This window comes from Synechococcus sp. MIT2312 (assembly GCF_059772315.1).
In genome coordinates this window covers 798,173-811,062 of record NZ_CM186281.1, presented here as the reverse complement: position 1 = coordinate 811,062, position 12,890 = coordinate 798,173, and the positions used below count along the sequence as shown (strand labels likewise).

14 protein-coding genes and 1 pseudogene are annotated in these 12,890 nt (G+C 49.1%); 10 read left to right on the top strand and 5 right to left on the bottom strand.

Annotated elements, in window-relative coordinates:
* Nucleotides 1-49: 49 nt before the first annotated feature.
* Nucleotides 50-205, bottom strand: coding sequence for a hypothetical protein (locus AC6EI9_RS04945; protein WP_498469413.1), 156 nt, complete (start codon nucleotides 203-205; stop codon nucleotides 50-52).
* Nucleotides 206-456: 251 nt separating this feature from the next.
* Here AC6EI9_RS04945 and AC6EI9_RS04940 point away from each other — a divergent pair, with 251 nt between their 5' ends.
* From AC6EI9_RS04940 to AC6EI9_RS04930, 3 genes are all read left to right on the top strand, one after another.
* On the top strand, nucleotides 457-705 hold the full coding sequence (locus AC6EI9_RS04940; protein WP_498469412.1) for a DUF3104 domain-containing protein: 249 nt from the start codon (nucleotides 457-459) through the stop codon (nucleotides 703-705).
* Nucleotides 677-943: a DUF1651 domain-containing protein gene (locus tag AC6EI9_RS04935; protein WP_498469411.1), complete on the top strand. Its 267-nt coding sequence runs from the start codon at nucleotides 677-679 to the stop codon at nucleotides 941-943. Before AC6EI9_RS04940 ends, AC6EI9_RS04935 begins: the two co-directional genes overlap by 29 nt.
* A gap of 585 nt (nucleotides 944-1,528) precedes the next feature.
* Complete coding sequence (locus AC6EI9_RS04930) at nucleotides 1,529-2,122, top strand: ferritin (RefSeq protein WP_498469410.1); 594 nt, start codon at nucleotides 1,529-1,531, stop codon at nucleotides 2,120-2,122.
* Between the two features lie 190 nt (nucleotides 2,123-2,312).
* Here the strand turns inward: AC6EI9_RS04930 and AC6EI9_RS04925 are convergent, their stop codons facing one another.
* A complete protein-coding gene (locus tag AC6EI9_RS04925) occupies nucleotides 2,313-2,492 on the bottom strand; it encodes a hypothetical protein (protein WP_498469409.1) in 180 nt (59 codons plus the stop codon).
* Nucleotides 2,493-2,719: 227 nt separating this feature from the next.
* Between AC6EI9_RS04925 and AC6EI9_RS04920 the strand changes: the two genes are divergently transcribed.
* Nucleotides 2,720-2,974, top strand: coding sequence for a hypothetical protein (locus tag AC6EI9_RS04920; RefSeq protein ID WP_498469408.1), 255 nt, complete (start codon nucleotides 2,720-2,722; stop codon nucleotides 2,972-2,974).
* 38 nt (nucleotides 2,975-3,012) lie between these two features.
* Here AC6EI9_RS04920 and AC6EI9_RS04915 read toward each other — a convergent pair whose 3' ends face one another.
* Both AC6EI9_RS04915 and AC6EI9_RS04910 read right to left on the bottom strand, forming a co-directional pair.
* Nucleotides 3,013-3,219 carry a hypothetical protein gene (locus tag AC6EI9_RS04915; RefSeq protein WP_498469407.1) on the bottom strand — a complete coding sequence of 69 codons (207 nt, stop codon included), beginning with the start codon at nucleotides 3,217-3,219 and terminating at the stop codon, nucleotides 3,013-3,015.
* A gap of 342 nt (nucleotides 3,220-3,561) precedes the next feature.
* On the bottom strand, nucleotides 3,562-4,383 hold the full coding sequence (locus tag AC6EI9_RS04910) for a hypothetical protein (RefSeq protein ID WP_498469406.1): 822 nt from the start codon (nucleotides 4,381-4,383) through the stop codon (nucleotides 3,562-3,564).
* A 47-nt stretch (nucleotides 4,384-4,430) separates the two neighbouring features.
* On the opposite strand from AC6EI9_RS04910, the gene AC6EI9_RS04905 reads away from it, so the two are divergent.
* From AC6EI9_RS04905 to AC6EI9_RS04895, 3 genes and pseudogenes are all read left to right on the top strand, one after another.
* Nucleotides 4,431-5,276: an NAD-dependent epimerase/dehydratase family protein gene (locus tag AC6EI9_RS04905; protein WP_498469405.1), complete on the top strand. Its 846-nt coding sequence runs from the start codon at nucleotides 4,431-4,433 to the stop codon at nucleotides 5,274-5,276.
* A gap of 623 nt (nucleotides 5,277-5,899) precedes the next feature.
* On the top strand, nucleotides 5,900-6,799 hold the full coding sequence (locus AC6EI9_RS04900) for an SMP-30/gluconolactonase/LRE family protein (RefSeq protein WP_498469404.1): 900 nt from the start codon (nucleotides 5,900-5,902) through the stop codon (nucleotides 6,797-6,799).
* Between the two features lie 33 nt (nucleotides 6,800-6,832).
* Nucleotides 6,833-7,087: pseudogene (locus AC6EI9_RS04895) on the top strand (Nif11-like leader peptide family natural product precursor); the annotation flags it as partial.
* 259 nt (nucleotides 7,088-7,346) lie between these two features.
* Here the strand turns inward: AC6EI9_RS04895 and AC6EI9_RS04890 are convergent.
* A complete protein-coding gene (locus AC6EI9_RS04890) occupies nucleotides 7,347-7,520 on the bottom strand; it encodes a transposase (RefSeq protein WP_498469403.1) in 174 nt (57 codons plus the stop codon).
* Between the two features lie 221 nt (nucleotides 7,521-7,741).
* On the opposite strand from AC6EI9_RS04890, the gene AC6EI9_RS04885 reads away from it, so the two are divergent.
* The 3 genes from AC6EI9_RS04885 to AC6EI9_RS04875 are packed head-to-tail and all read left to right on the top strand — an operon-like array spanning nucleotide 7,742 to nucleotide 12,890.
* Nucleotides 7,742-9,289 (top strand): TolC family protein, encoded by a 1,548-nt coding sequence (locus tag AC6EI9_RS04885; RefSeq protein ID WP_498469402.1) that lies wholly within the window; start codon nucleotides 7,742-7,744, stop codon nucleotides 9,287-9,289.
* Nucleotides 9,286-10,689, top strand: coding sequence for a hypothetical protein (locus AC6EI9_RS04880; RefSeq protein WP_498469401.1), 1,404 nt, complete (start codon nucleotides 9,286-9,288; stop codon nucleotides 10,687-10,689). The genes AC6EI9_RS04885 and AC6EI9_RS04880 overlap by 4 nt, the downstream gene beginning before the upstream one ends.
* Nucleotides 10,686-12,890: a peptidase domain-containing ABC transporter gene (locus AC6EI9_RS04875; protein ID WP_498469400.1), complete on the top strand. Its 2,205-nt coding sequence runs from the start codon at nucleotides 10,686-10,688 to the stop codon at nucleotides 12,888-12,890. The genes AC6EI9_RS04880 and AC6EI9_RS04875 overlap by 4 nt, the downstream gene beginning before the upstream one ends.

Here is a 12,890-nt window from a genome sequence, read left to right as displayed (position 1 = left end):
CACATGATGCCGAACTTTGCTTGGCTGCGCTTGTCATCGCACTGCAGGTTCAGCCGATCCAAACTCCAATCAGGATCCCGATGATTAAACCTGAGAACCAGACAAGCGCCCCCATTTGGTACTCACCCAGACCCAGCTTTTTTTTGATCCAGAAATAGGCATCACGATCTGCGCCAATGAGTGCCTTGAAAGGGTTTTTGGTCATGAATCCAAGTGCAATTGTCTGGATGGTCTCTCAACTAAGACGTTGAGGCCAGAGATCCTGAACAATCCTTTCCGCTTGCGGCTACTACCGATGTCCTGGCCTTAATGGGGTATACCAGCTGATCGCGGGGTCTACAGCTCGCCCGAGTCGGAAACGCTGCTCTTCTTTGATGTGTATCCAGGGATGTCGGTCGTTGTGCGGCATGACCACCTGACCGGCGAGAGGACAGATCAGCTTGGTGGATCGGGCCGGTGATCCATTGCGGTGCTGCTGCCCGCGACCCAGCCATGCACCATCGGTTCCAGAGCGCTGATTTGAACTACCGGGTGATCAGGTGGGTCAATTCTGATCACGTGACTCACATCCTTCCGAAAGCTGATTTCTGTGTCAGTGCTCAGCGAAATGTGGGCAATCGTGTGTCCGGCGACACAAGTGCCTTCTTGTATCGTTTGCCAGTCGAGACCGCATCAAATGGAAAGCTGGCTGACTATCGCGAGTAAGTATCAGTCGGTCAGGTTCCATTCCGATCCGAAGCAGGGCGGTTCAGCCAATGACGTTCTGGTGATCGTTGACCATGTCAAAGAGATGCCAGCAGGAGCGCCGCCACTTCTGAAGACGCGTCGGAACATGCGCTATGAGGATGCCGTCGCTCTCTGGAAGGAGCTTCAGCGCTGTGGCTGGACTGTGGCTAAGCCAGGTTGGGGATCCCAAGGCCTGCAACCTGTTCCAGATCGCTGAATTGGCTTCTGGCGTGATCCGGTGGCTGAACGCCGATCTGTTTCATATCCTTCCCTAGGTCTGACTCCATTTGTTTTGGGTTGAAGTCATGACGACTTGTCCGGGCGGGTGCCGCCTCCCGAACTCGTCGTCATGTGTTCGTGCCTTCTCCACCACGTCCACATCGTGATGTTGAGCCGCTAGGCGACGTCGTTTGGTATTGCTGCTGACGTGATCGTTCGATTGGTGTCGTTTGACCCTGTTCAATCCGGGTGGCGAACCACTTCCAAGTCGTAGGGGTAAGCGTGTCGCGGCTCTTTTGACCACTGCTGTCCGGTCGTAGAGGTCGTGGTCCCAGCATTGATCAGCGGTGGTTTTGATCCAGGAGGTGGAGGTGCGCCTGGGCAAGAACGTCCGCGTTCATGTGCAACCGATACTGATTCTCAGCAGCGTTTTTACGCTCCTGATTGAGATCCTTGGGGATATATTGGCTGTTCTTGAATGTGATTCTCAAAAGCACATTTTGACTGCTTAGTGTTCGGTTTTCACGCATATCTTTCGCCCTTTTGTGATGTAGAACTGATTCATCCCTCCAAGAGGTTTGACATGACAAATTCACTAACCGCACAAGCCCCTCAAGCCCCCATCGTCATTCCCGTCGGTCCTGCAGGCCGCGCCATGGCCGAGCCCATGTCCGGCGAAATGCTCGATCTCATGCAGGCTCATCTCAACCTCGAGCGGCAGTCCGCTGCTGACTATTTCGCGGCTGCTGTCTGGTTCGCTGAACGTGAACTGGTCGGCTTTGCCGAGCATCTCCGCGATGAAGCAAAGCAGGAACAGGAGCATGCCGCCAAGTTCGCTGACTATCTGATCTCCAGAGGCCAGCGCCCTGTTCTCGACACCGTTGAACCACCTCGCCAGCAGTGGCCTGATGTGGAACAGGTGATCGCCAATGTCTTCCGCATGGAAGCTGATGTCACCGCATCGGTGCTCCAGCTTTACAGCACCGCTGAACAGGACATTGATCGGCGCACCACTGTGTTTCTTGATCCCATCGTCGATGCTCAGCGCCTGTCTGAGCACGAAGCCGCTTATCTGCTCGGCCGCGTCAAGTTCGCTGCCAACAACCCGGCTGCCGTGATGATCATCGACGCTGAACTCAGGGAAGGCGAGGCCGAACCCGCCAAGCTCGAAGGCTGATCCATCAGCTCAAAGTCCCACCTGCCAATCCCATCCACCATCCCGAAAGCCCCGCCAAGTGCGGGGCTTTTTAGTGTCTACTCAGCCTTGCGAGTGAAGCAATCAGCGCATTGATCAATGGATTCAACGCAAGTTAAGTGGCTCGTTCAGGAAAGCCAGATGCCTGCATGAAGGAAAAGTCAGCAGTGGATCAGAAGCCACGAACGCCTTCGATGCACTGAGTGCTTGCCTTGGGTTGCCAATTCTTGATCACCCTGGAGTTCTCCATGCACTGGCCCATGGAAGCCTGCGGGATCTTCTCCAGTGCAGCTGTGGTTCTATGAGCGCCGTAAGTCGCCCAAGTGATGACCAGCCAAGTGATGGGTTCCATTTTGATACCAGAACTGCTGCAAGCCTAAAGACGATTTCTCATCAGCCTTCAGAGAAGGAATCCAGCGGGATAGCGTCATGGTGCTCCGCAGCTCTTTGCTCGCCAACATGGCGTCATGCCAAGCAAAGACCGCCCACTTATTGATTGAAAGACACAGAAAAATGGCAATGGCTGGCTGATCAATGCACTGGCCATAAGATGCTATTTGCCTGCATTATTAGACTGCAATGCCATATGAATTCATTGTTGCTATGGAGCAGTCTGGAAGAATTTCTTTCGTTAATGAGCAATGGATTAATCCATTGCAAGGGCATGAACCTTCCACTGATGATCTTCAGAGTTGCCCCGTACCTCATGATTCTCTAAATGCAAAAGGTGTAAAAAGATGGGATCTGGTTTCTGTTGTCCCGAAAACAAATCAAGCTGACGATCAGTTCACACATATTGATCTCCGTAGAGAGATTGGTTGGCAAAACGCTTGAGTCGATCATTCAAAGGAAAGGTCTGCAGCTTCACCAACTCACACAGTCCAACGGGACCATTGCTCGGGCACATAGCCGAAATCAGGTCTCATGCGATGGTGTTTTTTCGGTTGGCCAGTGCGATAAGCCAATTCCGTCTTTGCATCGGCCTCTTGAGGAATCTGCTCGATCATCAGGGTTTTTGCGTGAGTGACAGCAGCTATGCCCATCGTGAGTGAGAGGGCATAAACGAAGGCGGATTTCATCAACATGGCTTGTGGAAGGAATGGTTGGGGGTGGCTCCCCCTTGACTCCTTCAAGGTCACAGTGCTTCTGGTGACCCCCACTGCAAAGCTCTGGTGCAGACCTCGCGAAGTTCTGGTGAGCTTCTGGTGAATGGCTCAGAACACAGTGCCAGACTGGGATGAGCCTGTGGTTCGCAGGATGTTCAGGTACAACGCCATCGAGGCGTAGGAGACCCTGCAGACGTCGGGTGGGTGGAACCGGAGCCCTTGTTGCTCTGAGAGGAAGAAGGACTTACTTCCCGACGTCGGCTGTTTTGATGAATGGCTGTTTTGATGAATGGCTCTTTTGATGAGGGGCTGTTTTTAGGGATCGACGTTTTGGGTATCAGCCAGGAATCGTCGGCGTTCCCATGCTGTGAGATGGCCGTTGGCATCAAACACAATGCTGACCTGCTGAAACAGCCCGACAGTGTGCAGACAGCCGATCTCCAGCTGAAAGGCACCATCCGGCAGATACTCAGGCACCGAAAAAATCAGGCCAGCCGGCATCACGGCAGTCTTTTCATGCCGCAGGAACTGCTCTGCCATAAAAACCGACGGCTGAGCTGCACTCACCTGACCGAGGCAACCAGGCTGTGGTCGAAACGTTTCCGCATCACTGGACCAACCTTCCAGCGATGCAAGCATCGCCTCGGGAGACATCGATGCAAGAGGTTCCGGCTCGGGTACAGAAGTCTTGCGGCAATGGAAAGCAACAGCGCCCACCAACTGCAGACGCCAGCCCGTCGCCACCGGCTCCCAGATCAGCACCAGCATGGATCGGGACCGGCCGTGAAACAGATTGATCTCGTGGCCGAAGCGACGGCGATCAGGATCCGGCACAAGACTGGACTGACCTCCAGCCCCCTGGAATTGCCAGCATCCGCCGCCGCTGTTGTAGGTGTTGCGGCTGATGTCATACCTGGCCTGACCGCCGGGGGCAAAGAACAATCCGGATCCATCCCAGACGCCGGTGTCGGGATCACTGAAAGAGATGTCGTAAGTCGTGGGATCCATCACCTTGACCGGTGATTTGAGATCAAGCCTGTCCTCCGAATCACGCCCGAACCATGCGCCACGACCCTGCCAGCATCCCTGGAAGTTGAGCCGATTCAGCGCCCATTGATCCGTCATGTTGATCACCATCGCAGGTCCCCAGACTCTTTAGGTTCAACTCCTCTCTCAACAGAGCCATGGGGCTGACAATCGTTGGTTGCGGATACCTCGGCGAGACCGTGGCGCGTCAACTGCAACCGCGTCGACCGGTCCTCCCCCTGACCTTGACCACCACCGTGACCGAGCGGCATGCAGCTCTGACCGAACTCGCCGATCAGCTGCTGCTCTGCGACGCAACGGACCCTGCGCAGCTGCTGGCGGCACTGCAGCACAACCATACGGCTGTGTTCTGTCTTGCTCCCAGAGGAAATCAACAAGTGAATGCTGATGGCTACCGCCAGACGTTTGTTGACAGCTTTCATTGCCTGAGATCCCTATTGCCTGATCTGCCTCATCTGCGTCAGATCATCTACACCGGCAGCTGTTCGGTCTATGGCGACGCCGACGGTGACTGGGTGGATGAATCGACAACCCCTGACGCCGGAACTGGGCATCGTGAGGTCTTGCTGGAGAGCGAACGGCTGCTCACCGAGATGGGAGATCACAAAAGGCGGGTATGCATCCTCAGACTCGCTGCCCTGCATGGACCAGGGCGTGAGCTGGATAATCGACTCAAAGGGCTGGCCGGCAGTGAGCGCACTGGGGACGGTCGCTCATTCAGCAACTGGGTCCATGTGCATGACGCAGCCGGTGCCTTGATTGCTGCCATGGATGGTGCCTGGAGCGGCGTTGTGAATGTGGTGAACGACGAACCGATTCGGATGCGCGATCTGGTGGACCTCAGTCTGAAGCGCCAACAACTGGAGCCGGTGCACTGGAGTGGCGGGCCCGCACCGGTCTCCGGGAACGGACGCCGCATTCGTAACGACAGGCTCAAGGCTCTTGGCTACCGGCTGCAGCACCCGATGCTGGCTGTGGGCTGATCACTTCTCGATTGCACGTTGCTGTGCCTGCATGGCTGAGTACGACCTGGCAAGACCAGGCCTGATGGTGCCAGGAGTACGGCTAAGTCAGGACCTGCTCCCTGGCTAGCTAGCACTGAGATAGTCATCGCATCACCATGTACGAAGTTTTGATGGTCGCTCAGCTTCTGGCTCAGGATTCTTCGTTCCAGCAGTGGGTTGATAGCCGTCCTCCGGCTGAGCTCTGCCAGCTTTATTCAGACAAAATGATTCCCGACTCCATGCTTCCGGGTGGTCGTGATTCAAGCCCATGTGGCACCGAAACCTTCGACAACCCCATGAATTACATCGTCAAATAGCGAATTCATCCATCCGCCTGTCAGGCCATCGCCAGCGCCCTCTCAGCCGTAACGGGCGCAACAGAACCAAGCTTGGCATCATGCGCGGAGTGACTGATGAGTGATGCATTCAGATCCCAGTCCGGAGATTTTGCGGCAATGGAGTCTTGACGTTGCTGCCGTCTGCGTTGTCTGAGAATCGATTATCCAGGTGGGATGCCTTAAGACGCGTAATTTATCACTTGATTGCATGACAACATCCGAAAAGTTTGTCAGATTTATTTCATGACCTAGTCAGTTTTAATTATGAAAGAACATGTGAAAACTTATTCGGCTGAATGCATTCTTGATGTGGGAGCTCGACTTGCGGAAGGTCCACATTGGTGGGATGAACGTGGGCTTTTAATCTGGGTTGATATCGAAGATTCACGTATTGGATTGTTTGATCCTGAGACCAAAACAAATCATTTCATAGATACAGTGTTTCACGTGGGTTGTGTCGTGCCTACAAGCAAAGGCAATTTATTGGCCGCAACATCAGATGGATTTAAAATGATCAATCCCGACAGTGGACAAGTAAATTCATTGATTAATCCTATCGATAATCATTCTAATTATCGCTTTAACGATGGCAAGTGTGATTATTGGGGGAATCTGTGGGCGGGTAGTCTTCGTTATGACTTTTTGTCCCGTGCAGGATCTCTTTGGAGGTTAGATAAATTTTTTAATTCTACGCAAATGATTGAGGGGGTCACCATTTCCAATGGCCTTGCCTGGTCGTTGGATCGAAAATATTTTTATTATATTGATACGCCAACTCTTCAGGTCAAACAATTTTTAATGTCAGAAAGTGGTGATTTAATAGGCGATGGAGATGTCTGTATTCAAATACCCCCTGAGTGGAATTGTTCGCCGGATGGTATGTCGATTGATCGTAACGGCATGCTGTGGATTGCACTTTGGGAGGGAGGTGCTGTGACTTGTTGGAATCCCAGTGATGGTAACCATCTTGCAACAGTAGAAATACCGTGCTCTTTGGTAACCTCCTGTTGTTTTGGAGGATCTGCGTTTGACAAGTTATTCATTACAACTGCCACATATGACCTAAGCCAAGAAACCCTATCCTCCATGCCTCATGCTGGCGGTATTTTTATGGCAGATGTTGATGTTGCTGGTATGCCTGCTTCTCGTTTTATAGAGCAATAACCAATCGTCGACGCGGATTAAAATGTCTTTTGGCAACTCAAAGCGTTCCTTGAAAAAGTCAAAGCTGACAGCAGACTTCAGGAGAAGCTCAGAGCAGCCGCTGCTGACAATGTTGTTGTGGCGATTGCGAAAGAAGCCGGTTTCAGCATTTCAGCTGATGACTTGAAGAGCGCTCAATCAGAGGCCTCTGAAGAGGAGCTGGAAGGTGTCGCAGGTGGCAACTGCTCTGGGCGTGTGGCATTTTGCTCTCAAAATCAGGTTAGCCATCCTTTGAATTGTCTAATGTAGTCGTTAAAAACCAGACTATCTTGAGTACTGCATTAACCCCTTGTAATTGGCTGGGTTACTATGTATTCACCTCAAAAACCTCACAAATCAGCCTCCATTGACTGGCACGACTGAGCACAGTTGAGTCGTAATCAACCGGGCTGATCCATCACAGCCAATCTGCATTAGTGCCAGTAATTGGAATGGAGGTCATAGCAGCCCTTACGCACTTCAGTTGGTTTGGGATTGGCATGGACATACCGCAGTCAATCAGCACCCTTCAGTGGTTTTCCGGCGCAATCGTGGTCGCGTAAGACTTGGCTTCCCATAAGTGCCCGTAACGGCCACTCAGGTGGTTGAGTGCCGTCGCTGAATACCAGCCAAACCAATGCATCAGCGTTGCCATTTTACTTGCATCATCAGGACGCAGAAGCAAATAAAGTTGATTTGCCATCAAGCAACGGCATACACCTTGGACTTCACCCTCTACTAATTGAGGCAAGCACCATCAAGATTTACGCATTTACCGAAAACCATTCATAAGGCGAGCTTTAGGGGCGCCCTGTACAAAAAGCGAAGCGACGTCTTTACAATCAGCCAATAAAGATTAAAATTGAAGGCATGAGTCTCTCATGCAAAGCAAGTATCAAGAGTCTTATCAAGGCTACAGCTAGCTTGAGCCTGCTTTTGTTGAGCCAAATGCCCGCGAAGTCAAGTGAAATTCAATCAGAGGAATATAATATATTCACAAAGCTTTCGAAAAAACCAACAGGTCAACAGATTTCTGAGGTCGATTCCGATCAGCTTGTCAAAAAGCTCGAACAATTACAATCTGATGTAAAAACAAATAGCATTTCTGTAAGCATCGAAGATGCTATTGCGCTTGGGATCAAAAATAATCCGGAGCTCGAAATTGCATTTCAAGAAATACAATCACTCGAATGGCAATTGATTAGTGCGAAGCGCAAATGGTACCCGACACTTGACTTAAATGGTGGACAACCTTTTGCAGGCTTTAGTTGGTCAACATTTGTACGAAATTATTATGCATCACAGCAATCAAACCAAGGTGCCGGAGATGATATAAAGCTCAGAACTAAAACAAAGTCAAAAACTTACAGAACACAAGCTAGTGCAATTGCCCAATGGAACTTCTTTGACCTGTCAAGGCAAGCAGATATCAATGCAGCAGCAGAAAGCTTGAAAAAACAAAAACTACTATTTAATGTCAGCGCTAGAACCCTTATCCTGGAAATTCAGCAGATCTATTATGCTATTCAAAGTAGTGCTCAACTTATCAATAGCTTCAATAACATCCATGCAATAAACAAGCGGCGTTTAAGAGAACTCAGCGCAAAACAAAGTATTGGGATGGTCACTGTTCTTGATGTACAGCAAACCAAATCTCAACTCTTTCTTGATCTCAATCGATTGATTCAATACACGCAGAGCTACATTGCACAAGCAGGCCGCCTGGCAGAAAAACTTGCACTCAGGCCTGGACGCCTTGCCATCCCCAATGAAGAGGCAAAGCCCCAAGGCAATTGGACGCAAGACTTGGAGCAGACCATCGAAGAAGCGCTGCGGCAACGCGAAGAAATTCCTGCAGCGATTGCCAGTGCAGAATCACAAGAATGGAAAGGTATCGCAGCTCTTCGGCGATACTTGCCGATCTTTTCACTACAAGCAACGGGGGGATTGATTGGTCGCAACGGGTACGAAGGGGTCTCGGCAAACAAAAATCCCCGCACTGAGATGAAAGATTCTCAACGATGGAACGCGTCGATTGGCATTGGTTTTCAGTGGCGACTGTTTGACGGTGGGCAAGATGCTGCGAATGCAGAATCCCAATTTGCCCAAAGCAGAAGATTTCTTGCTAGCGCAAGCAAATCAAGACTTGAAATCACTCAACAAGTGCAGACAAGTTATAACGAAATGCAGACCGCACGTATCGGGATTGTAAGTTCAGAACAGGCCTATCGCAGTGCAGAAATTGCGCAAGAAGTTGCAAGGGCGCGATTTGACATTGGTGTCGGAGACATCGTTGGCGTTGTGCAAGCGATTGGTTTGCTTTCACAAGCTGCCACCCAAAAATCGCAGTCTATTCTTCAATACAATACGGCGATCGCCAAACTTTATCGATACTCCGCAACATGGCCAATGGATAGCAAAAATAATGTAGACCAAAGAATCACTTCAAATTTGCAGACAACACAACCATGAATCAACTCTTCAATGATCGCGCGCTTAAACGCTATAGAGTTGGTGACCAAAATGGGCCTGTAACCTTATTAACTCCACCATTACGAGCCACGCTTGGACTGGGTGCATTGATCGCCATAGCCGGTGGGATTTGGGCAACTTTCGCCAGAATTCCTGTCAGCGTTCAAGGAAGTGGAGTGTTATTGCCTGTTAGTACGATTAATGCCAGCCTCAGTGGAACCAATGGGATCGTAATTTATATGTTTAACAAAAAGCAAAAAGAATGGCACAAAAAAGCTCGTTATTTTTCTACTTATCCTGATAAAGTCAGCAATCAAGAGTTGCTAAAACTTGCGAAAACAATCTACGAAGCAAGTCATAATTCAATGCCTCTCTCATCAAATACAACCGCTTCGGAGGTTTTCGCTCAGAATCTCAAGGAAACTTTCACCGGACTCGAAGTTCCCAAAGGGCACTTGTTGATGTGGATCCAATCTGCAGGTGAGCTCGAACGCTTGAGCAGTGAAATTCAAGAAGTAGAGCGAACCATAGAAACAAACAAGGCCCAAACATTAAATATCCAAACAAAGCAAGTTATCCTGCGAAATGAGCTTAAGAGCAGATCTGCATTCTTGCGAAGCATGAATGCTTTGGCACAGAAAGGGTTTGTCAACATCGAAAGTATATTACGAGAACAATCGCAAGTAGATAACGTCAGATCCAATATACTCAATAATGAAAATCAACTGATTGAGACAAGAAAGAAGCTCGCTGAGTCGTATTCCTCGCTTCGCGGGCAAACTGCGAAGCTCATCAATGAGCAACTTATTTATGCCGGTAGAAATCTTTATATCTCGAGCATCATTCCCAATAACGGTGAAGGTGTTGAACAGGGTGAGGTTCTGATGCAGCTCAGCAACAATCAACTCGACCAACCCGTCATGGTTCCTGTTTTTCTCAGTAGCAAGGATATGGCACAGGTCTTTCCAGGAATGAAGGCACTGGCAACACCCTCGGGTTACAAGCGGTCCGAAGTTGGCGGGATACGAGGCGAAGTTGTATCGATGGCAAAATTGCCGAGTGGCGTTGAAGAAGTTAAAGCTAGGACTGGCCTTAAAGCTCTAGCCCAGTCCATTGTTTCAAAACAAGCGGTGCCAACGCTTGCTGTTGTTGCGCTCGAAAAAAGCAACAAAAGTCCTATCAATGGTGGTGGCTATCGTTGGACTTCCGATTCAGAGCTTCCCTATCCGCCAACCCCAGGTGATGCCCTTAGTGTGGAAATTACAACAAGGAGGGTCGCCCCAATCTCTCTTGTCATCCCTGCAATTCGCAGGTTTTTTGGCATTACGCCTCCTGATGCTCAGCAAGAGTTGGTCACGGAAGAAGGCTCTGGTGGGCGTACGGAACGGACGAGTCGATGAAGAAATCGCTGCAGAGAAAGCGAATCAAAGCGCGAACACGGCTGCAGTATGAGGCTGCAGAATGCGGAGCTGCATCGCTGGCAACAATCCTCGATTATTTCGGAAAAATTGTTGAACTCAGTGAGTTACGAGCAGCCTGTGGAGTGAATCGCGACGGCTCAAACGCAAAGCAGGTCTTGGTAGGTGCTCGTCAGTACAATCTCAAGACTCGTGCCTATCGCTGTTCAGGTGAACATCTCAAAGAGGTTGGTCAATTTCCATGCATAGTATTTTGGGGTTTTAATCATTTTCTCGTCGTTGAAGGTTTTGAGGGGGGGCACGCCTATCTGAGTGACCCAGCGCAAGGCCGGGTGCGCGTGTTGATGGAAGAGTTTCTTGATAACTTCACAGGTGTTGTACTTGAACTTGAACCGGATTCCAACTTCGTTCGCGGAGGGAAGCAACCATCCCTTGTCTGGAGTTTGATTCGCACATTATTTCCCTATCAAGCATCATTGCTTCAACTCCTGATCGTTTCCACTGGCCAAGCAGTTCTCACCTTACTCGTAGCAGGATTAACTTCTACATTCATTGACAGCTTTTTACAAAATCAACGCTTATACTTTGGAATACCAGTTATTTGGCTTCTTCTTTTAAGCATTATTGGTTGGCTTTCATTGCTGACAATTCAGTTTGTCATTTTAAGAAGGATGGAGCTCTTGCTTTCAAAAAAGCTGACAGCAGATTTGTTCAGAAAATTATTCCAAGTAACATTCGACTTTTATCAGACTCGATTTCAAGGTGAAATTGCAAGTCGCCTACTTCTGGGTATGGAAACCACTCAGGTTTTGGTGGCACGCCTGATTCGCTTCATGAGTTCGATTTGGATCGCAGGCCTAATTCTTCTATTCGCTTTCATTATCTCAAATTGGTTATCACTGCTTGTGCTCATCATTATGGCCAGCAATCTTTTATTAAATTGGTGGCTGACGGACCAACGCTATGACGCAAACCGTAAACTAGCCATTGAGGAGGGCAAGGCACAAGGTAAAGGATTGCAAGGTATTAACAATATTGAAACTTTAAAAGCTTCAGGGTTGGAATTTGATTTTTTGAGCCAATGGCAAGCAAGCTTTGGCAATGTAGTGATTCAAAATCAACAGCTTGGAGCACAGATGACTCTGGCGACGATTACTGCAAGTGGCAGTAGTTTCCTTCTCAATGCTCTGATTATTGCAGCAGGCGGATTCCTGATCATTGCAGGAAAAATCTCACTTGGTACGCTCGTCGCTTTCCAGTTCCTTCAGGGACAACTTACAGCACCAATTTCCTCTCTTCCCCAAATCAATTCGAGTATCCAAAGGCTTATTGGTGATCTGGGGCGACTAGAAGATCTGCGTAAAAACAAAAATGATCCATTGGTGCGAAGCTTCCAACTGCCGAATAGTGATGACTTAATAGTGAGAAAGGACTTAAAGAAGCTATCAGGATACATTGAGATGCGAAACCTGTCTTTTGGGTTTACTCCCAATTCAGACCCTTTTATCAAGGACCTCAATTTGAAGATACCAGCAGGGTCTCAGTTGTCTATTGTTGGTAGCAGTGGATCTGGAAAAACAACACTAATCAGAATTCTGGCAGGCCTGTACTCAGCGACCTCAGGTGATCTTTTATTTGATAACCAACCATGGGAGCAACATGGAGACCAAACCATGCGCAGCAGCTTGGCCTATGTTCCGCAGCAAGTATTTATATTCAACGCAAGTATAGAAGACAATATTTCCTTGTGGAATCCCGAATACAACTTAGATGATCTTGAAATAGCAGCAACGGATTCTCAAATTCTTACCACAATCAATAATCACCCAGAAGCCTTTCAACGCCAACTCAAAGATAATGGCAAAGATCTCAGTGGTGGTGAACGTCAACGCATTGAGATTTGTAGAGCACTTTTACGACAGCCAAGCATTCTTTTATTTGATGAGGCAACCAGCGCTTTGGATAACGCTACCCAATCCAAAATTCTTGACACACTTAAGAAAAAGGCAATTACTGTTGTTAATGTATCTCACCGGCTTGATGTAGCACTGCGTAGTGATGCTGTCTTAGTCATGCAAGATGGCAGGGTCGTTGAATACGGTTCTCCAGATGAATTGATATCGAAGAAATCTACTTTTTACGATTTAGTGCAGTCCGAAAAGCCTTACTCAATGGAGTCATAA